Source organism: Thermofilum pendens Hrk 5 (assembly GCF_000015225.1).
GTDB classification, from domain to species: Archaea; Thermoproteota; Thermoprotei; order Thermofilales; family Thermofilaceae; genus Thermofilum; species Thermofilum pendens.
In genome coordinates, this window is the sequence record NC_008698.1 from 1,337,842 (window position 1) to 1,356,460 (window position 18,619).

Genomic DNA, 18,619 nt, shown 5'->3' on the forward strand with positions numbered 1-18,619 from the left:
GATACATGCCCGTCGTTCGGGTGGAGCCTTACGGGGCAAGGGTGGAGGTTGAGAGCGGGGCGACGCTTCTCGAAGCCCTGGCGAGGAGCGGGGTAAGGGTTGCCTCGGTGTGCGGGGGCCGCGGCTTCTGCGGTAAGTGCAGGGTGCTGGTAACCGGGGGCTCCTCCGCCCTCTCGCCTCCGTCGAGGTCTGAGTCCATGCTCCTGGGCGGGGACCTGGGATCCGGCTACAGGCTTGCCTGCCAGGCCAGGGTGCACGGGGACGTCGCCGTCTACGTCCCGGAGGAGAGCAGGGAGTCGCCGGGGGAGAGGGTGGCTGCGGTGGACGGCTACGCGAGGCCCGTCAGGGTGGCGCCGCCGCTCAGGAGGGTCTCGCTCTCGCTGACTCCCCCGAGTCTCTCCGACTGGAGGTCTGACGAGGAGCGGCTAGCCGAGGGGCTTGGGAGGGTTCTCGGGGGGTTCGAGCCGCCGGGGCTCGACGTTCTGAGGAGTTTGCCGCGGGTTGCCAGGGAGTCCTCCTGGTCCTTGGAGGTCGTCGCGTGGAGGGGCAGGGTGCTCTCGGTTGAGCCGGGGGGCTCGGGTAGGGGGACGTACGCGGTGGCGGTGGACCTCGGGACCTCGAAGCTCGTAGCCCACCTCGTAGACGCCTCTAGGGGCGTGGTCGTGGCGAAGGGCTTCGCCGAGAACCCCCAGCTCGCCTACGGGGAGGACATAATGACGAGGATGGACTTCGCGTCGAGGAGCCCTGGCAACCTGGACCTTCTCCGCCGCGTGCTCGTCGAGGGGGTTAACGGGCTCGTGGCGAGGCTCCGCTCCTCGCTGGGCGTACGGGCGGACGAGGTCTACGCGTTCGCGTTCGCCGGCAACACGGCTATGCAGCACTTCCTGCTGGGGCTCGACGTGTCCCAGCTCGCGAGGGCCCCCTACGTGGCCGTGACGAGGAGGGCCCTGGAGGTGAGGGCGGCGGACCTCGGCTTGGAGGCGGGGCCGGGCGCGGTTGCCCTCGTGTTCCCGGTGATAGGGGGCTTCGTGGGCGGCGACGCGGTGGCGGACGTGCTGGCGACGGGGCTCCACAGGAGGGATTACCCAGCCATGCTGGTAGACGTGGGGACGAACACCGAGGTTGTGGTTGGCTCCGGCGACCGCTTCCTCTCCGGCTCCGCGCCTTCGGGCCCCGCTTTCGAGGGCATGCAGATAACGTTCGGGATGAAGGCTGTCTCCGGCGCGATAGACAGGGTGAGGGTGGGGGAGGACGGGGAGGTCGAGTACACCACGGTGGGGGGCGCGAGGCCCAGGGGGATATGCGGATCCGCTATGATAGACCTCGTCGCCGAGCTGTACAGGGCGGGCCTCCTGGACGCCCGGGGGAGGTTCAGGAGGGACGCTTCGACGAGGAGGCTGAGGAGGGGGGAGAGGGGCATGGAGTTCGTCGTCGCGTGGGCCAAGGAGACGTCGATAGGCCGGGACATAGTCTTCACCGAGAAGGACGTCGAGCAGGTGTTGCTGGCGAAGGCCGCTGTGTCGAGCGCGGCTAGGACCCTCATGAAGATGAGGGGGTTCAAGGCGGAGGAGCTGGAGGAGGTCGTGGTGGCGGGCTCCTTCGGGTCGAGCCTCAACGTCGAGAACGCCCTGGAGATAGGCCTCCTCCCGCCCGTGCCCCCGGAGAAGGTGTGGTTCGCGGGGAACACGGCGGTGGGGGGAGCGGTGCTCGCGCTGGTATCGGAGGAGGCGCTCAGCGAGCTCGACGAGATACTCTCGAAGGTGGAGTTCGTGGAGTTCGCGGCTAGCCCAGAGTGGAAGGCGGAGTTCATGAACTCGCTCTTCATACCCTACAGGGAGCCGCCGAGCCGCCTCTCCAGGTAGAGGTGCGCGAGCGCGGCCACCGAGTAAGCCGCGAGCGCTACGAGCGAGAGGGCAAGGGGCCTGTTGTACGGGAGGGCGCTGGAGGCGAGCCCGGCCAGTATGCTCCCGAGCCCCATCCCGAGCCCTAGGACCACGCTGTACACGCCCATCACCCTGCCGCGGGCATCCGTGGACGCTTGGTCCCCGACCAGCGCGAGTATCGTGGGCCCTACGGCGGACGTGAGGAACATCAGGGGGGCTACGGCGGCGGCAGCCCTGAGGATGTCTACGCCGAGGGCGAGGAGGACGCTCATGGCTGAAAGCGCCGCGAGGCCCCCGGCTAGGCCGAGCCTGAATACCTTGACGCGCCCCCAGGAGTCCGAGAGCCTCCCGAAGAACACCGCGCCGGAGCCGAGGAGCACGAGGGCGCCGAGGAACAGCAGGCCTATCCCGGCCTTACCGATTGCTGGGCCGTGCACCGCGCCTAGGTGGTCGTGGATAACCCTGGGCGCGTAGATACCGATGCCTATTATCGTCGTGAGCGCCACCCAGACGGGTAGCAGTACGAGCGCCGACCTCGGTAGGCTGGAGAGAAGACCCCTCCTCACCAGGGGGACGGGGGGCCTCGTCTCCTCGAGGAACGCCGCGAAGACCGGGGTCGCCAGGGCCGTGAGGAGCGCCACGGCTAGGTAGGCGGGGTAGCCGGGGAGCACGCTGTAGAGAAGCGAGCCCAGGAGGTACCCGGCGCCGTAGCTCGCGAGGTTCACGAACTCGAAGCCCCCCATCCCAAGCCCCCTGTTCCCCGTCTCGGTGAGGTCGGTGGCCATCGAGAGCGAAGAGACGAGTATCAGGGCTGTTGTAAAGCCGACGACGCCGTTCAAGGCGGCCTCCAGCGCGGCGAACACAAGGCTCCCGGGGGAAGAGCTCGAAAGCGCGAATACCGCCGCCAGGGAGAGCATCCCGGCCGACCTGGCCACGTAGCCTGCTATCAGCGTGCGCTTCCTCCCCGCGAAGTCGGACCACGAGCCGGCGAGTAGGGCGCCTATAGCCTCCATGAGCGGGTACGCCGCCATAACGAAGCCCGCCGCGACGTCCCCGCCGCTCGCGAGCATGGCTACCAGGAACGTGTTCGCGCCGGACCCTATCCTGGCAACGAAGACGGGTACGTAGGAGACCGCGAACCTGAACCTCCTCTCCGCGCTCATCGCTACGGTACCGCCGCCCCGGGAATATATGCCTAGCGCCGCAAGACGTATACGGCGCCGCGCGCCTATCTAGCTGTGGTAGGCGCGGAGAGCCTCGGGGAAAGCCTGAGCAGGTTTTACGAAGTGTTCCCGTGGCCCGAGGACCCCCTCTCGCCCGAGGGGAGGGCTAGGTACGAGGCCGCTCTCAGCTTTTTCAGGGGCCTCCTCGAGCACGAGTGGCTGACCGGCATCGCCGGGAAGCGCCGCCTCAGCGTGGTTGACGTGTGTAGCGGGGCGGGGTTAGGGGGAGTCGCGCTCGCGAAGGCTTTCACGGAGAGAGGCCTCGAGGTGGAGCTCGTGCTCGTCGACTTGAGGAGGGAGGCGCTGGAGCTGGCGAGGCGCTTCAGCGAGGCGGAGCTGGGCTCGCCCGCGGAGACCTACGTGCTGGACGCTCGGGAGCTACACGCGCTGGGCAGGAGGTTCGACGTGGCGCTGGTATACGGCCTTACCACGCCGCACTTCGACGCTTTCGACGCCGCCAGGGTTTACTCCTCGATCGCGGAGAGCCTAGCCGATGACGGCGTCCTGCTAGTCGAGGAGAACGACAGGTTCTACGGCTTAATTGTGCTGGGCGGGTACAGGGAGGTGTTCTACGAGGGCGACGAGAGGCGGGGCGCGCTCAGCGTCCAGGTGGGCTACGACTCGCTACGCGGAGTGGTGAGAAGGATGCACGTCGACCTCTCCACGGGTAAGCGCGCGGTGGGCGAAACGCGGTACTGGGACCTGGCTGGCACCCTCGCTTTGGTATGGCTCTTCTTCGAGGACGTAGACTTCGCGAGGTACCCGGGGAAGCCGCGTACGGGCATCGTAATCGCGAAGAAGCCCCGCAGGAAGCTGCGCCCAGACGAGCTCGGGTTACCGACCGTTCTCAGGAAGCTACAGGCCCAGTAGCGGGCTTAGCTGTGCTTGTCTAGCCACTCTGCGAGCTTTTCCAAGACTTTTTCCTTGTCCACCTCGTTGAAAATCTCGTGCTTCATACCCGGGAAGACTTCCAGCGTCTTATCGCTGGACGGCAGTACCTGGAAAAGCTTTCTGGAGGCACTTGGAGGCACGAGGCAATCCTCCTCTCCGTGCATGAGCAGGGCCGGCACGGTAACCTTCGCGGCGGCTTTCCAAGCCTCGGAGACCCCTCTCCCGAACTCTGCCAGCAACCTGTACGTAGGGTCTTTGAACACAAGGTTGTCGGCAACGTAGCTCTCCGCAACCGCTTTGTCCCTCGAGAGGCAGTCCACGTTTACGGGTAGCTTCGCCCTCCCGCGCGGGTTGACGGCTGAGAGGAGCCGGAGCAGGAGCCTCGTGCCGGCTCCCACGTTGACTTCTAGCGCCGCCCCGCTGGTGACGAGCCCCGACACTTCTCCCCCAAGCCTGTAGACCGTTAGCACCGCGATTACTCCGCCCATGCTGTGCCCCAGCACGAACCCCTTCTTGCCAGCGTGCCCCGAGACCACCAGCCTGTAGAAGGCTACGCTGTCCTCGACGAACTGGTCGAAGGAGTCGACGTAGCCCCTCTCCCACTTGGAGAGCCCGTGCCCCCTCAAGTCGTACATGTAGAGCGCGTAGCCGCGGCTCGACAAGAAGTCTCCGACGTGTGCATACCTGCCGGAGTGCTCCGCGAACCCGTGTATCCCGACGACCACGGCCTTCGGCTCTCCCTCGGGGAGCCATGCGCGCATAACCGTCGAGAGACCGCTGGGAAGGTTAACCTCCCTTGTCACCGCGCTCATACAACTCTGTAGCGCGTCGCAGAGATTAATGTCTTTTTCCGTGCACCGGTGAACCTGGAGCTCCGAGTTACCGGAGATACGCCTCGAACGAGGTTCCCTCAAAGAGTACGGCCCTTTTACCTTGCGCGTGGTGAACGTGTCTGGGTCCTGCCTGCTGGAGAAGGTGAAGCCCGTTTCCCTACCGCGGAAGAAGCACCGGGTTAGCGGCGCGCTTAGCGTGCACCGATAAGCAGGTACCCTCCCTCTCTCTCGGCAAACCTCTGTATCCACTTAACATTCCTAGCATGGAAACGCGTGTCGAGTAAAGATTACTTAGGTTATGCACTTTCTAGATGTACGGTTAGGCCGGCTCTTTGAGCTTAGTCGACTTTACGTTTATACATATATAAAGCTTTTATACTCGAATTGGAAAGCTCCTCCAATGCGGAAAGCAGTACTAGTACTACTTGTCTTAGTGCTACTAATACCGGTACTACAGGTAACCACGGCGCCGGCAACGAATAAGGTAAGGGTTGTCGTTGGATATGAGAACGAGGGTGCCCTGGCTGCGGTCGAGGGGCTACCGGGAGCCGAGAAGGTAAAGGTTCTACGCGAGATAAAAGCCGCTGTCTTCTACCTGCCACCCGAGGCTATCGAGAAGGCTAAGGGGATTAAGGGCGTAAGGTACGTCGAGGAGGACAAGGTCGCGGTAGCCTTGGAGCTCTCGAGCTACCCGGACGTCCTCTGGGACGTGAAGATGATTAACGCCAGCAAGGTCTGGGACAAGTACTACCCGGTGTACGGCTGGAAGGCGCTCGGAAGGGGAGTGGTAGTCGCGGTTCTGGACACGGGGATAGACTACACCCACCCCGAGCTTAAAGGCAAAGTTGTGTGGTGCGCGAACACCGTCGGGGTTAAGACGTACACGGGTACGAAGCTGAGTAACTGCGCCGACAGGAACGGGCACGGGACCCACGTCGCCGGCACCATAGCCTCCGCGATAAACGGGGTTGGAAACGCGGGCGTCGCGCCGAACGTAACGCTCTACGCGGTTAAAGTACTCAACGACGCCGGCTCCGGGACGTACTCCGACATAGCGGAGGGTATAATCATCGCCGTGAAGGGGCCGGACGGGGTCGCGGGTACTAGCGACGACGCCAAGATACTCAGCATGTCTCTCGGCGGAAGTAGCGACAGCCAGGTCCTATACGATGCGGTTAAGTGGGCGTACAGCAACGGCGCTGTCCTCGTAGCGGCCGCGGGGAACTCGGGCGACGGAGACCCCACGACGGACAACGTCGCCTACCCGGCGAGGTACAGCGAGGTCATAGCGGTGGCAGCCGTGGATAGCAACGCCAACGTGCCCACTTGGAGTAGCGACGGACCCGAGGTAGACGTAGCGGCGCCCGGTGTAAACGTCTACTCCACGTACAAGAACGGCGGCTACGCTACTCTCTCCGGGACCAGCATGGCGACCCCGCACGTCTCCGCCACGGTTGCCCTCATACAGGCCCTCAGGCTCGCAGCCGGGAAGCAGCCCCTGACGCCGTCCCAGGTCTACGACGTCCTCACCAAGACTGCTAAGGACATAAACTCGCCCGGCTTCGACGTCTTCACGGGCTACGGGCTCGTAGACGCGCTGGCGGCGGTAGACTACGCGCTGAGCCTACCCTAAAAGTTTCAACTTTTTTCTTTTCTTTAACCTGCACTAGGAACCTGTTCTTCCGTCTCGGGTAGAGGTGTAGCCTTCCGGGGTACTCGGCCCCCCTGGTTTACCGCAATGTTTATTAAATGGTATACCTTGCGGTATACCGCGTATGAGCGCGACTGTTAGCTTCAAGGTGAGGAGGGAGGTCAAGGAGAAGATGCTGAGGTACAGGGACAGGGTCGACTGGCCCGAGGAGCTCAGGAGGTTCGTCGAGGAGAAGATAAGGGAGATAGAGGCCCGCGAGAACATAGAGAGAGTTGTCAGCGAGCTGGAGAGCATCCCGGCCGGCGTCCCGCGGGGCTTCGCGGCGGCCTCCGTGAGGGAGGATCGTGACAGTGGTTGACGCCTCGGCCCTAGCGGCCTTCGTCTTGAAGGAGCCCGGCTGGAAGAGCCTGGCGGAGTACCTCGTGGGCGCCGTGTCCGTAGACATGGTCGTGAAGGAAGTGGCGAACGCTGTCTGGAAGGCGTGCAGGGTTAGGGGCTACGTGGGCGTGGAGGAGGCGCGCAGGCTTCTACGCGTCCTTAAGTCGATGATCGGTGTCAACATAGAGCTTAGGCCGGAGGCCGACTACCTGGACGCGGCCTTCGAGATAGCGGTGGAGCACGGGGTTACCGTGTACGACGCCCTCTACTTGGCGCTGGCGGTCGAGGAGGGCGAGCCGTTGCTGACTCTCGACGAGAGGCAGCTGAGAGTGGCGGGGAAGCTGGGGGTCAGGGTCGTCGAGGTTCGGCTCTAGCGCCTACTCTCGCGGCTCGGCTTTCCCGGGGAGCGCGAGCCTGTAGCCGGAGTGTATCCTGTGGGCGCGCCCGCCGAAAGCCTTGAGTAGCGCGGCCTCGCCGCGTAGCCCCGTGCAGTGCCCGGCGTGTATCTCCTCTACGCCCAGCGAGGATAGCTCCGAGACTACCCTCTCGACTTCCTCCGCTGTGGCGCCCGCCAGGTGGAGCCCGCCGATAACGGTTACCGTGCGCGCACCGGTGACTAGCAACGCTTTGCGCACCAGGTTGGAGATCCCCGAGTGGCTACAGCCAGCCACGAGTAGAGCCTTATCCCCGACTCTCACCGCGAGCCCCGTGTCGTCTAGTAGCTTGTCCTCCACGACCTCCCCGCCGCTCAGCGTGTAGAACCCTTTAACCGCGTACGAGTTGTCGTAGATCCTCTCGACCTCCCCGAGGAACCACGCCCCCGGCGCGAGCTCTAGGGGTGCCCTCGTCAGTACGAGCTCCGAGCCCCCGGCCACCTCCTCCCACGCCTTCGCCGGGAGGGCGACGGAGAACCTCTTGAAGCCCCCGGAGTCCGCGTAGCTAGGCTTCACGACGTCCGGGTGGGCTACCACGGGCTTGAAGCCTGCCTTCTCGAGCAGGGCAGGCAACCCGCCCGCGTGGTCGTAGTGCCTGTGCGACAAGACCACCGCGTCCACTTCTTCGAGGCTTAAGCGGAGAGAGGAGGCGTTCTCGAGGAGGACCCTACCGCTCCGGCCAGTGTCGAATAGAACCCTGTACTTCGACCCGTCGTCGTAGCTTAGCGAGAGGTATACGCTGAACCCGTGCTCGGCGAGGAGCCTCGAGAAGCCCGCGTAGTCGTCCACGAGGACCGTTACCTCCACTCCTATGAGTGATGGTCTCGGCATTTCTACCGCGGTTAAAGGCGGGGCGCGCCTAGATAACCTTGCCGCTTGTTTCACGGGGCTACGGCTGTCTATCCGTACTCCTTTCACCCTCACACCTATAAGGGCCTGGAGGATTTTTCGGTCTTGAAACCGAAACTTTTATAAATGATGTGCCAAAGGGTTAGAAAACCGATAAGCCATGGAGGCTGGGGCTAGCGGCTCCCAGCAACCCCAGCAGGGCCGTAAAAGACCCCTAGGAGTAACGATCCTTGCGTACCTCTACCTGTTCTCAGGGATATTCGTCCTCGGAATGGTCCAGGCCATGATGGCAGAAAACCTCCCCGCCGAAACCTTCCTTGCCTGGCTCCTCTATGGAGTAGCCCTGATGGCTACGGGTGTCGGATTCATGTACGGCATGAAGTGGGCTTGGTGGCTCGCCGTAGTAAACCAGTCGCTATCAGCCCTCATAATGCTCGTCCTAACGGTCATAAATGACCCGATATGGCTCTTTGGGCTATTCATCTCCTTGGTAGTTCTGTACTACGTGCTTAGGCCCCACGTGAAGGAATTCTTCGGAGTCGAGGCGGGACCCTCTAAGTGAAGACCCCCTGAAGCGAGATTTCTTTACCGCGCGCCAACTCCGTTGTACTTTCACCCTAGACTGCGTGATAGCTTTTTATCCTCGGAGACCGTTAACGCCTGGTAGCGATGGAGGGCGCGGCTCTGAGAGTTTCGGAGGAGATTCTCGCCTCCGTGGAGAGGAGGGTCGAGGAGCTCGCTGAGAAGATCGAGGGCTCGCCCTTTAAGAGCGCGGGCTTCGTCGACGGGAGCAACGTGGTCGACGAGCGCAGGGGGGCTTACGTCGCCGTGTTCTCGGTGGCTTCGATAGTGCTCGACTCCGGTAGGCTTAGGCCCGTCTCCCACGGCTCGAGGCACCCGCTCGTGGCGCGCATCGTGCCGAAGGGTTTCGGGGAGCAGAGGGCGAACCTCTACATGTCGATACTCGAGCTCCTCTCGGCGGCCAGGCTGGTGAGGTCCGGCGTCGAGGCGGTCTTCCTCGACGGTAGCTACGTCTCGGAGATGATGGTCGTCTTCGGCTACCCTAGGGACGTCTACGAGGAGGCGCAGGGGCTCGTCGACAGGGAGGCGGCCGAGAGCTACGCCGGGGAGGCGGCGGGGCTCGTGGAGGAGGCGCTCGGCTCGGAGGGCGTTAAAGGCGCGGCGAAGCTCTTCGAGGGAGTCTCGGGCCTAGCGTGGAGGCTTTACACGAGGCTCGGCGGGGGCGTGGGTGGCGTCGAGAAGAGGGTCCTCCTGGACTACTCGTACGTCTTCGCCGAGGTAGCCGTGTACCTCGAAGCCCTGCGAAGCCTCCTGACGGCGGGGCGGGAGTCCGGGGTCCCCCTCTTCTGGGTAGCCAAGGACGCCGACACAGACCAGCTGGCCGAGAAGGAGGGGGTCGGCGGCTGGCTCAACGACGTGACTCTCCTCGACTACGCGTGGCGGCGCCTGGAGGGTGTCTACACGGTGCTCGAAGGCAGGGAGTTCGGGAGGCCGAAGCCCTGCGCCGCTCCGGGAAAGCTCGTGGAGGAGCTCTTCGCCAAGTGGAGGCGGTACAGGGTCGCCTACTTCAAGCTCAGGCTCCACGGCCCGGTGCTCCAGATGACGTTCCCCGGCTACGTGGGGGAGGACGAGGCCAGGGAAGCCCTCGCGACGCTCAGCTCGCTGGCCGAGAGCCGCGGGTACCCGAAGCCCCTCAGCTACGTGCACAACATGGCCGTGCTGAACCCGGAGCTAGCCAGGCTCGTCGGAGACGAGCTTTATAAGCGGGCGGAGAGCCCTGTACTCAAGGCTATGCTCGCGCCCTCCGGGAGGGTGCAGGCAGGGCTGAGGTGAGCCTGGGGTGGAGGTTGGAAGGGTAGTTACGGTGTACGGGCAGAGCCTCCTGAGGTTCGCGGTCCACGAGGACAAGCTGGGCTACCTGGCGAGGCCGGGCGCGTACGTGAAGGTGGAGGCCTCCGGCGGCTGGTCCTACGCGATGGTCGTCAGCTTCAACCTTCTCGACGAGCTGTACAGGAAGAGCAGGATAGTGGAGGAGCTCGAGGGCTACCCGGAGATAAGGCCGTCCCGGAACGAGCTCGTAGCGATGCTCGTCGGCTACTACGACGGCAAGGGCTTCGTGAGGGGTGTCCCGGAGCTACCGAGGCCCGGGCAGAAGGTCTACCTAGCGGACGGGGAGGAGCTGGCGAGGTTCGTCGGCTCCGGGGACATAGCGATAGGCAGGCTCTCGCAGAACCCCGAGGTCAGGTACACCCTCTCGCTCGACATGCTCTGCTCGCGCCACTTCGCCGTCCTAGCGATGACGGGCGCCGGGAAGTCCAACGCAGTCGCGGTGATACTCGGCGAGATACTCGAGAAGTTCCCCTACTCCAGGGTCGTAGTTGTGGATACGCACAACGAGTACGTCCCGCTGGCCGAGAAGTTCGATAGGGTGAGGGTCCTGAGCCCCGCCGGCAGGATAGCGAGGCTCGTGGAGGCTAGGTACGGCGTGAAGCCGTCCCCGCTCGAGGTCCCGATATGGACCCTCGGGCTCGAGGAGATCGCGGGGCTACTCCGATTGGACCCCACGAGGGCGACGAAGCAGGTCATGTACCTGCGCGGCGCCCTCCAGGAGGTCCGGAGGGCTAGGTACAAGTACGCGGGGGCCGACGACCCCATATACTTCAGGGCGGAGGAGCTCCTCGGCTACCTGGAGGGGTTGCAGAAGTCGTCGAGGCAGAGGTACGACCGCTCCCTCGACGACCTCGTCTTGAAGCTCGAGATGCTCCTCGAGAACAGCGAGCTACGCTACGTGACTAGGCCGAGGAACAGCGACAGGCTCTACGAGGGGTTAGGCGGCGAGGAGCCCCGGAGGAGCGTCGAGGCGTACATGAGGGTCTACGGGGCCCTGCTGGAGCCTGGCGTCACGCTGATAGCGCTGGGAGGGCTCGCTAGCGACGCCCAGGTATCGACCGCCGCGACCATACTCAAGTCGCTCTGGAGGATAATAACGGCCAGCGTCCTCGCAGGCAAGCCCCAGCCAACGCTCCTGGTAGTCGAGGAGGCCCACAACTACGCCCCGCAGGGGAGGTGGAGCCCCGCACGCGAGATACTGGAGAAGATAGCGAAGGAGGGTAGGAAGTTCGGCATAGGGCTCGGGGTCGTGAGCCAGAGGCCCAGGGAGCTCTCGCAGACGCTCCTAGCCCAGTGCGGGACGCTGATAGCGCTTAGAACGGCGAACCCGAGGGACCAGGAGTACATACTCGGGAGCATGGAGGACGTGATGCGCGAGATGGTTGAAGGGCTCTCGGGGCTCGTGACCGGCGAGGCTCTCATCTCGGGCTCCGCCGCCCCCCTGCCCGGCATAGTCAGGATAGACAGCTTCCCCGAGAGGTACGGCGTCAACCTGGGAGGCAAGGACATAGACTGGAGGGCGGCGTGGAGCACGCCCCAGCCGAAAGCAGACCTAGCGGAGTACGTGCTCGGAGAGCCGGAGGAGGAAGAGGAGGAGAGGAAGACCTCCACCATAGACAAGTTCCTCTAGGTGGCCGCCGTGGACCTGCGCAGGATCGGGGAGCTCGTCGGGAAGACTCCGGTGCTAGAGCTGGACGTGCCGCCCGGCAAGGTCTACGTGAAGCTCGAGTACACGAACCCTACGGGTAGCCACAAGGACCGCATAGCCGTCTACATGCTGAGGAGCGCCGTGGAGGAGGGGGTTCTGAGGCCCGGGGGAAGCTTCGTCGAGGCTTCGAGCGGCAACACGGCTGTAAGCCTCGCGTGGGCCGGGGTACTGGCGGGCTTCAAGCCCATCATATTCGCGGAGGACACAATCTCCAAGGGGAAGCTCGGGCTACTGCTAGGCATGGGGGCGGAGGTCCACCTGGTTCCGAGGAAGCCCTGGGGCGACCCGGACCACTACGTGAATGCTGCGAAGAGGTTCGCGGAGGAGAACGGCCTGCCCTTCCTCAACCAGTACGGGAACGAGGCGAACTGGCGGGCCCACTACGAGACGACGGGGCCGGAGCTGTTGAGCCAGACAGGCGGCGTAGACGCGTTCGTAATGGGGATAGGCACCGGGGGAACGGTGATAGGCATCGGGAAGTACCTGAAGGAGAGGGTCCCCGAAGCCCGGGTGGTCGGCGTCGTGCCCAAGGGCTCCCCCATCGCCGGCGGCAGGCTCGGAGACAACATAGAGGGGTTAGCGTCGACGTTCGTCCCGGAGCTCTACGAGAGGCATGGGCGCGTGGTGGACTCCGTGGAGGAAGTCTCCCTCGCGGACGCCCTCTCCTCGCTGAAGGACCTCCTGCGCGCGGGAGTCCTCGCGGGGCCCTCCACGGGCGCGAGCTTCCACGTGGCGAGGAGGCTCGCCTCCAGGGGCCTCAGGGTCGCGATAATCGCGGCGGACTCGGTGCTGAGGTACCCCGACCTTCTATCCACGCAATAAAGTTTATCTTTACTGGAACCTTTTGATATATCGAGGCATATGAAGTGCTCCATATGCGGTAGGGAAGTCGACTCGCTACTATACGCGGACCACAAGGAGCTGGGAGGAGTCTGGGTCTGCAGGGAGTGCTGGGAGAAGCTGTACGAAAAGAACCTCATCCGGAGCGGCACCGGCGAATCCTCGGGGTGCGCCTGCGGAGGTTAGCCCCCGAGTCGGCGAGCGCGCTAAGCCTCCCCGCCCGCGCCCCGCGAAAGCCTCGCAGCTTCTTCGTAAAGCTGCCTGACGAGCTCCAAGGTTATCTTTGCGTCTCTGAGGGCTTTCTCGGCGTCCATCCTCGTATACAGCTCCTCCGGGGGTAAGCCGCTCTCCTCGTCCCCGTACATGGCCGCTTCCCTCTCCTTCCTAAGGCTCCTCGAGATCGACGCGAGCTCGTCTACCCTCTCCTGGAACCACGCCGGGAACCTTGCCCTCTCCCTTCTAAGCACGGGGCCGACGTCGTGCCATTTAGGCGGCTCGATGCCCACGATTCTAAGCGCCGCCTTGAGTAGTAGCTCTACGGTCTCCTGGCACTGCCTAACAACGTAGGGGTAGTTGCCGCCTTCCAGAGCCTCGGTCGCTTGCCTCACGATTTCCAGGGCCTGGTTTATGTGGGACCTAGCGAGCTCCAGGTTATTCAAGCTCTACCACCTCGCCGAACCTGTACTCGCCCTTCAACACCCAGTACCACGCCCTACCGCTCACCCACACCCTCCTAGCTCCGAGCCTCCTCAGCCTCTCCGACAGCGCCCTCAGCACGCCCTCGAAGAAGCCGCCCTTGTCGTATACTATCACCGCGTCCTCGACCATGTCCAGGTATAGCGGCGAGAACCTCCCAGCCTCCTCCCTAGTCTTGATGACCGGGGACAAGGACACGTAGTACCCCTTCTCCATCAGCTCGTCGAGCAACGGCTGTACCTCGTCCTCAGCCCTCTCGAACAGCCTAACCCTCTCCACCCTCGACTTCGGCAAATCCTCGAAGACTACGAGCAAGTCCAGGTCGCTGTCCCTCCTCGGGCTCCCCCTAGCCACGCTACCGTAGACGACCAGGGAAACCAGGGAGCCCCCGTAGAGCCTTAGCAGGGACTCTAGTAGCCCGACAACCAACGCCCTGTAAGGCTCCGGGATATGCTCAACGCCAAACTTCATTTCGCGATTCTAGTCCCTGTCTCAGGGATTTATTTCTACCGCGTCAAGCTTCCTCTCGGTACCAGACTAGTAGGCTCCGAGTAGCCCCTTTCTCTTCAAGTTCTTCTCCACGAGAGCCAAGGACGCGAAACCGGCTACTAGGTAAGCCGCGGTTTCCGCTAGAAAGACTATCCACTCCAGCCCTACGGGTAGCAGGGTCTCCGTCCCCGCCGCGTGGTGCCTCAGCAAGTCGCCGGTATACGTGAAGGGCAACAGGTAGGCAGGTATCCTCAGGGGTTCCGGCAGCGCGGTGACGGGGAAGAAGACGCCGCAGAGCCCCAGGAAGACGAACTGCAGTATGCTGGTTAGAGGGCCAACGTTCTTGAACCTGAAGACTGCCGCTCCGTAGAGCAAGCCAAAGCCCATCGATGCCACGAGGCCTACGAAAAGCGCGGCGACAGCGTGTAGAGGCTCCAGTAGTAGCACGTTTACGCCGAAGATCGCAGTGAAGATCGCGTACGTGTAGAGTATCGATAGGGGTAGAGAGATGAGCCTCGAGTAGAGGCTCCTCGAGAAGAGCACGGCTCTATTGGCGTTGGTGATCAATAGGAATTCCAGTGTTCCCGTCTGTTGCTCCCGCCTGATCGTCATCCCGAAGCTCCAGAGCCCCGCCCCCACCACGTCCCACAGTATCATGCCCCAGAAGAGAGTGTTCAGCACTACTTGGTCGCTCCAGCGCTCCTTCGGGAGGAACAGCAGGATGGGCACTATGAGGAGGATGAGCCACGCCGGCGTAGTAACTATGTCCGAGACGAGCCACGCCGCGTACCTGAAGTAGTTCTTAAGCCCCGCGAGCGCCGCCGCCTCGAACTCCAGGAGAAGACCCCGTAGCCCCTCTACTCTAGTACTTCGAGAGCTCTCCATTCCGCCTCGCCCCCTCTTCCCACCTGTTGTACACGGTTCTCCCGGCGTACAGGTAGAGGACTGCCAGTAGGAACATAGCCGCGATTCTGAAGTGTATGGGTACCTCCTGCCCCGTCCCGCCGAAGAGCTCCCTGAGTATCTCGGAGGCGTGCGAAGTCGGCAGGAGCGCCGCGGCTACCCGCACCACCCTCGGGAAGACTTCGAGCGGGTAGTAGAAGCCGGAGAGCATCGCTACGAATGCGTTGATCGTCTGCGACACCGCGTAGACTTCCTTGAAGCGTACTGTCAGCGCCGCGACTACGAGCCCCAGCCCCGCCAGGGGGAGCAGACCTACGAGCACCACCAGGAAAGCTAGAAGCCAGTCCGCCGCGCTTACCCCGCGGAAGCCGCTCAGAGCCACAATGGATACGTCGAGCGCGAATATCAGCACCGAGAGGAGACTGGATGCTAGTGCGTGGAGCATCCAGAGAGCTACCGTGCTGTTCGGCGTGAGGTAGTGAAGCTCGAACGTGCCCATCAGCTGTTCCTCCCTGATTATACTCGACGTATTCTCGATCATTATCATACTCGACACCATGAGGACACCTCCCAAGGTGAAGTAGAGCACGGGGTTAGACACACCCGTGTTGCCCTGAAAGTTGCCCAGAGCCCCCGGGCCTGCCAGCGCGAGCCCAACGCCTATGTACAGCCCTCCGAGCGCGAACGGCATGAAGACCACCATCAGAAGCGAGCCGACATACCTCGTCATTATCTTGGCCTCCTTGACTAGCACCCCGGAGGCAACGGCGAAAAAAGCGTGCCTAGTTTTCTTCAAGCCCCCCACCCGTGTAAAACGCGAACACGTCCTCCAGCGTGGGCTCGACTGTTCTCACGCTCAACAGCTTGGCTCCGCTGTCTAGCACCGCGGAGAGCACTTCTCGCAGAACGCCGTCCCCCTCGTACACTACCCTCAGCGTCCCGGCGTAGGGGTTACCGCTTCCAGCGGAGAGAGACGTGGCGAGCACGCCTTGAACGCTTTTCACCTTCTCTCGGACCTCCTCGGGTCTTCCCGCGACCTCCACCTCTACGACTTGTTTCCCCGAGATTCTCGATTTAAGCTCTCTCGGAGACCCCACCGCTATTATCCTGCCCTTGTTTATTATAGCGACGCGGTCAGCTAGCATATCCGCCTCGAACATGTTGTGCGTTGTGAGCAGTATTGTTTTCCCACTCTTTTTGAGCTCCAGCACAACTTCCCGGACTTTCCTCGCCGAGTTAGGGTCCAGCCCTATCGTCGGCTCGTCGAGGAAGAGGACCGGGGGGTCGTGGAGCAGAGCCCTAGCTATGTTCAGCTTGGACTTCATGCCGGTGCTGTACTCCTCGACAAGCCTATCTGCGTCCTTTTCTAGATCCAGTAGCTTTAGAAGCTCCTCTATCCTCCTCCTGGCGTAGCCCCTCTCCAAGTGGTACAGGCGTGCGAAGTACTCGAGGTTTTCCCTCCCTGTAAGCTTCCAGTAAAAGCCCCTGTCGCTGTACAGGCTCACCCCTATGCTCTCGCGGACCTTGCGCGGCTCTTCGAGCACGCTGTACCCGTTCACCCATGCCTCGCCGGAGTCGGGAAGCAACAACGTGCTGAGAATCTTTATAGTCGTGGTCTTCCCCGCGCCGTTAGGCCCCAGGAGCCCGAATATCTCGCCGGGACGTATCTCGAAGCTTACTCCCTGGAGCGCGACGACTTCCCTCCTCTTACCCCTAAAGAGCGCTCCCCCCTCGCGCGTACGGAAAACCTTCACCAGGTTTTTGGCGACGACCGCTCCTCCGCTCATAGCAACCCGCAATATTTACATGCAGCCAATATATAAGTTTTATCTTATACTACTTCCGAAGGAAGGTTACACGACTTAGAGGGGCAAGCGTTTTTATTCCGAGCCTGCTTACTCTCTGGGTATGCACGTGTTCATGGCTAGCTTCGCCAGGAACCCTCTGCGCATAATGGTACTTTCACTGCTGAGGAAGAGGCCGATGAGCGGTGTGGAGATAATAGAGGAGATAGAGGAGATAACGCTCGGCTTCTGGAGACCCTCCCCTGGCGCGGTATACCCGACGCTTAGAGCCCTAGAGGAGGAAGGGCTAGTCCGCCGCGAGGAGGAGGGTTGGCGCAAGGTGTACTACCTGACCGAGAAGGGCAGAATGGAGCTCGAAAAGCTCGGGCTGGCATCCCAGCCTGCAGGCATCGACGATGCTCTCTGCATCCTGGAGGGCTACGTCGAGTACTTGAGGGAGGTCGCGTCTAGGGACGGGCTCTCCGACGAGCAGGTATCCCGAATCGAGAGAATAGCGGAGGACCTTCGAAGGCTCGCCTCTAGCAGGGCGAAACCTACATAAATATCGGTTACCGATATGCCTCCAATAAAGGCGGAACGTATGAAGACTGGACCGGTCTTGCTCTTGATAGCGGTAACCGTAGCGGCAACACTCGTGGGCGCGGGCCCGGTGACCGTCAGCCCCTCGGGGAGCGCCAGGGCCTACGCGTTCGTACTGGAGGATGTAAGCGTTCTGGACAGCGGCGTCCCCTCAGGGGTGGTGCAGGTCTCGGTGAGCTACTACGGGGCGTACACGTTGCTCGGGGCAAGCCTTGGGCTAACGGCTCGCTGCGGCGGCGCGGAGGTCTCCGCGGGTAGCGTGGACGTCGGCTCCTGGCGCCCCGGGACCGTCAAGACGGCGAGGTTCACGCTTAACACGTCGAGCCTCGGGTCGGAGTGCACCCTGAGGGTCTCGGTGTCCTGGGGCGACTCGTGGGACGACGCCCAGAAGACTTACACGGGGCTGGGCGGGTCGACGAGCCTCGAGTACAGCTTTACGGCGTGCTGGGGCGAGAGGGTCTCGGTGGGCGTGAGGCCGCAGATGGTGTACTCTTCAACCGTTAACCCCGTGCTCCTAGTCGTGGAGAACTCCGGGCGGACCGCGCTCAGGCAGGTAGAGGTGTACGTCGCGCCTCAAGGCTCAGTCCTGCTCAACGCCTCCGTGCCTACCGTTTTCGAGCTGGGAGACCTGAAGCCCGGGGAGAGGAGGGTAGTGCCGCTCAGCGTGGTCCCGCAGTCCCCCTTCCCCTCGTTCTCCGTCACCGTGAGCTACCTCGACTGCTCCGGGTCCAAGAAGAGCGTGGCGCAACAGGTATACCTCTACGCGGCGGCGGGGCAGAGCATAGTCGTCGTGCCGGACCCGCCGGTTCTCGTAGCCGGGCAGGCGTCCAACGTCTCGCTCAGGGTGGTCAACGCCGGCGGGGTCGCCGTTAAGGGGCTTAGCCTCGTGCTGGGGGTCCAGAAGAGCCCCCTGAGCGTCTCCCCGAGCTTCCTAGTAGTCGGCGACCTGGGGCCGGGCGAGTCGAGGAGCGTCCCTGTAACCGTGCTCGTACCGGCGACGGCTTCTAGCAGCGAGTCCGTCGCCTACCAGGCTCTCTACAGCGTGGAGGGAGGCGGGCTGGCGACTAGCGGAGGGTCGTTCACGTTCTACGTCGCCCAGAGGTCCTCCGTGTCCATAACCTCGGTGGACGTCGTGCCGCAGAGCCCCGAGGTCGGGTCCAACGTCATATTCGCGGTGAGCCTGGTGGATGACGGCACGTTCCCCGTCTACGCGGTCAACGTCTCTGCCTACGCGTCCAGGGGCCTCTCCCCCCTGCGCTCGACCTACGCGTACCTGGGCCAGCTCAACCCCCAGGTCCTCACGACGGTCCCGTTCAGCTTCAGGGCAGTCGAGGAGGGGATGCAGGAGGTCAGGTTCGTCGTGACGTACAGGGACGCGTACGGGTATTCGAGGAGCGCCGAGAGGACGGTCTACGTCAACGTGGCGAGGCAGCAGCCCTCGCGCCAGGCGCAGGGCGGGTCCGCGAACCCGTACGTCTACCTCGCCGCCGTTGCGGTAGCCCTGCTGCTGGCCGCCGCGTACGCCGCGAGGAAGAGGAGGGGGTAG

At 63.2% G+C, this 18,619-nt stretch carries 20 protein-coding genes; 12 read left to right on the forward strand and 8 right to left on the reverse strand.

Translation table 11 applies throughout. From position 1 onward, the window contains the following. Positions 1-5: 5 nt before the first annotated feature. A complete protein-coding gene (locus tag TPEN_RS07090) occupies positions 6-1,862 on the forward strand; it encodes an ASKHA domain-containing protein (RefSeq protein ID WP_011753046.1) in 1,857 nt (618 codons plus the stop codon). Here TPEN_RS07090 and TPEN_RS07095 read toward each other — a convergent pair. Then, a complete protein-coding gene (locus TPEN_RS07095) occupies positions 1,829-3,046 on the reverse strand; it encodes an MFS transporter (protein WP_011753047.1) in 1,218 nt (405 codons plus the stop codon). The genes TPEN_RS07090 and TPEN_RS07095 overlap by 34 nt on opposite strands. A gap of 75 nt (positions 3,047-3,121) precedes the next feature. Between TPEN_RS07095 and TPEN_RS07100 the strand changes: the two genes are divergently transcribed. Beyond that, complete coding sequence (locus tag TPEN_RS07100; RefSeq protein ID WP_011753048.1) at positions 3,122-3,976, forward strand: class I SAM-dependent methyltransferase; 855 nt, start codon at positions 3,122-3,124, stop codon at positions 3,974-3,976. 5 nt (positions 3,977-3,981) lie between these two features. On the opposite strand, the gene TPEN_RS07105 is transcribed toward TPEN_RS07100, so the two are convergent. After that, positions 3,982-4,809, reverse strand: a complete 828-nt coding sequence (locus tag TPEN_RS07105) for an alpha/beta hydrolase (RefSeq protein ID WP_011753049.1) — start codon at positions 4,807-4,809, stop codon at positions 3,982-3,984. 421 nt (positions 4,810-5,230) lie between these two features. Between TPEN_RS07105 and TPEN_RS07110 the strand changes: the two genes are divergently transcribed. The 3 genes from TPEN_RS07110 to TPEN_RS07120 all read left to right on the forward strand — a co-directional run bounded on the left by TPEN_RS07110 (position 5,231) and on the right by TPEN_RS07120 (position 7,233). Continuing rightward, positions 5,231-6,463 carry a S8 family peptidase gene (locus TPEN_RS07110; protein WP_052885270.1) on the forward strand — a complete coding sequence of 411 codons (1,233 nt, stop codon included), beginning with the start codon at positions 5,231-5,233 and terminating at the stop codon, positions 6,461-6,463. Between the two features lie 142 nt (positions 6,464-6,605). Continuing rightward, positions 6,606-6,839, forward strand: a complete 234-nt coding sequence (gene vapB / locus TPEN_RS07115) for a type II toxin-antitoxin system VapB family antitoxin (protein ID WP_011753051.1) — start codon at positions 6,606-6,608, stop codon at positions 6,837-6,839. Further along, positions 6,826-7,233, forward strand: a complete 408-nt coding sequence (locus TPEN_RS07120) for a type II toxin-antitoxin system VapC family toxin (protein WP_011753052.1) — start codon at positions 6,826-6,828, stop codon at positions 7,231-7,233. Before vapB ends, TPEN_RS07120 begins: the two co-directional genes overlap by 14 nt. A 3-nt stretch (positions 7,234-7,236) precedes the next feature. Here TPEN_RS07120 and TPEN_RS07125 read toward each other — a convergent pair whose 3' ends face one another. Further along, on the reverse strand, positions 7,237-8,124 hold the full coding sequence (locus TPEN_RS07125) for an MBL fold metallo-hydrolase (protein ID WP_011753053.1): 888 nt from the start codon (positions 8,122-8,124) through the stop codon (positions 7,237-7,239). Between the two features lie 178 nt (positions 8,125-8,302). On the opposite strand from TPEN_RS07125, the gene TPEN_RS07130 reads away from it, so the two are divergent. The 5 genes from TPEN_RS07130 to TPEN_RS10005 all read left to right on the forward strand — a co-directional run bounded on the left by TPEN_RS07130 (position 8,303) and on the right by TPEN_RS10005 (position 12,787). Next, positions 8,303-8,704: a hypothetical protein gene (locus tag TPEN_RS07130; protein ID WP_011753054.1), complete on the forward strand. Its 402-nt coding sequence runs from the start codon at positions 8,303-8,305 to the stop codon at positions 8,702-8,704. 107 nt (positions 8,705-8,811) lie between these two features. Then, positions 8,812-9,996, forward strand: a complete 1,185-nt coding sequence (locus TPEN_RS07135; protein WP_011753055.1) for a DNA double-strand break repair nuclease NurA — start codon at positions 8,812-8,814, stop codon at positions 9,994-9,996. Between the two features lie 7 nt (positions 9,997-10,003). Next, a complete protein-coding gene (locus TPEN_RS07140) occupies positions 10,004-11,683 on the forward strand; it encodes an ATP-binding protein (protein ID WP_011753056.1) in 1,680 nt (559 codons plus the stop codon). A gap of 9 nt (positions 11,684-11,692) precedes the next feature. After that, the gene (locus TPEN_RS07145; RefSeq protein ID WP_011753057.1) at positions 11,693-12,583 is read left to right on the forward strand and encodes a PLP-dependent cysteine synthase family protein; all 891 of its coding nucleotides are present in this window, start codon (positions 11,693-11,695) and stop codon (positions 12,581-12,583) included. A gap of 39 nt (positions 12,584-12,622) precedes the next feature. Next, positions 12,623-12,787 (forward strand): hypothetical protein, encoded by a 165-nt coding sequence (locus TPEN_RS10005; RefSeq protein WP_187146323.1) that lies wholly within the window; start codon positions 12,623-12,625, stop codon positions 12,785-12,787. Positions 12,788-12,807: 20 nt separating this feature from the next. On the opposite strand, the gene TPEN_RS07150 is transcribed toward TPEN_RS10005, so the two are convergent. The 5 genes from TPEN_RS07150 to TPEN_RS07170 form a co-directional block, all read right to left on the reverse strand. Further along, complete coding sequence (locus TPEN_RS07150; RefSeq protein ID WP_011753058.1) at positions 12,808-13,260, reverse strand: HEPN domain-containing protein; 453 nt, start codon at positions 13,258-13,260, stop codon at positions 12,808-12,810. Next, positions 13,253-13,768, reverse strand: a complete 516-nt coding sequence (locus TPEN_RS07155) for a nucleotidyltransferase domain-containing protein (protein WP_011753059.1) — start codon at positions 13,766-13,768, stop codon at positions 13,253-13,255. Before TPEN_RS07155 ends, TPEN_RS07150 begins: the two co-directional genes overlap by 8 nt. Before the next feature lie 66 nt (positions 13,769-13,834). Continuing rightward, positions 13,835-14,671, reverse strand: a complete 837-nt coding sequence (locus TPEN_RS07160) for an ABC transporter permease (protein WP_011753060.1) — start codon at positions 14,669-14,671, stop codon at positions 13,835-13,837. After that, positions 14,649-15,485, reverse strand: a complete 837-nt coding sequence (locus TPEN_RS07165; RefSeq protein ID WP_011753061.1) for an ABC transporter permease — start codon at positions 15,483-15,485, stop codon at positions 14,649-14,651. Before TPEN_RS07165 ends, TPEN_RS07160 begins: the two co-directional genes overlap by 23 nt. Then, positions 15,472-16,476, reverse strand: a complete 1,005-nt coding sequence (locus TPEN_RS07170; protein WP_011753062.1) for a daunorubicin resistance protein DrrA family ABC transporter ATP-binding protein — start codon at positions 16,474-16,476, stop codon at positions 15,472-15,474. Before TPEN_RS07170 ends, TPEN_RS07165 begins: the two co-directional genes overlap by 14 nt. Before the next feature lie 121 nt (positions 16,477-16,597). On the opposite strand from TPEN_RS07170, the gene TPEN_RS07175 reads away from it, so the two are divergent. After that, positions 16,598-17,035, forward strand: coding sequence for a PadR family transcriptional regulator (locus tag TPEN_RS07175; protein ID WP_052885274.1), 438 nt, complete (start codon positions 16,598-16,600; stop codon positions 17,033-17,035). A 39-nt stretch (positions 17,036-17,074) separates the two neighbouring features. Continuing rightward, complete coding sequence (locus TPEN_RS07180) at positions 17,075-18,619, forward strand: COG1361 family protein (RefSeq protein WP_148678017.1); 1,545 nt, start codon at positions 17,075-17,077, stop codon at positions 18,617-18,619.

Coding starts and splice junctions, on each gene's coding strand:
- TPEN_RS07175 (WP_052885274.1), top strand. CDS start 16,598: ATGCACGTGTTCATGGCTAGCTTCGCCAGGAACCCTCTGCGCATAATG.
- TPEN_RS07135 (WP_011753055.1), top strand. CDS start 8,812: ATGGAGGGCGCGGCTCTGAGAGTTTCGGAGGAGATTCTCGCCTCCGTG.
- TPEN_RS07125 (WP_011753053.1), bottom strand. CDS start 8,124: ATGCCGAGACCATCACTCATAGGAGTGGAGGTAACGGTCCTCGTGGAC.
- TPEN_RS07105 (WP_011753049.1), bottom strand. CDS start 4,809: ATGAGCGCGGTGACAAGGGAGGTTAACCTTCCCAGCGGTCTCTCGACG.
- TPEN_RS07110 (WP_052885270.1), top strand. CDS start 5,231: ATGCGGAAAGCAGTACTAGTACTACTTGTCTTAGTGCTACTAATACCG.
- TPEN_RS07130 (WP_011753054.1), top strand. CDS start 8,303: ATGGAGGCTGGGGCTAGCGGCTCCCAGCAACCCCAGCAGGGCCGTAAA.
- TPEN_RS07155 (WP_011753059.1), bottom strand. CDS start 13,768: ATGAAGTTTGGCGTTGAGCATATCCCGGAGCCTTACAGGGCGTTGGTT.
- TPEN_RS07090 (WP_011753046.1), top strand. CDS start 6: ATGCCCGTCGTTCGGGTGGAGCCTTACGGGGCAAGGGTGGAGGTTGAG.
- TPEN_RS10005 (WP_187146323.1), top strand. CDS start 12,623: ATGAAGTGCTCCATATGCGGTAGGGAAGTCGACTCGCTACTATACGCG.
- TPEN_RS07170 (WP_011753062.1), bottom strand. CDS start 16,476: ATGAGCGGAGGAGCGGTCGTCGCCAAAAACCTGGTGAAGGTTTTCCGT.
- TPEN_RS07160 (WP_011753060.1), bottom strand. CDS start 14,671: ATGGAGAGCTCTCGAAGTACTAGAGTAGAGGGGCTACGGGGTCTTCTC.
- TPEN_RS07095 (WP_011753047.1), bottom strand. CDS start 3,046: ATGAGCGCGGAGAGGAGGTTCAGGTTCGCGGTCTCCTACGTACCCGTC.
- TPEN_RS07180 (WP_148678017.1), top strand. CDS start 17,075: ATGAAGACTGGACCGGTCTTGCTCTTGATAGCGGTAACCGTAGCGGCA.
- vapB (WP_011753051.1), top strand. CDS start 6,606: ATGAGCGCGACTGTTAGCTTCAAGGTGAGGAGGGAGGTCAAGGAGAAG.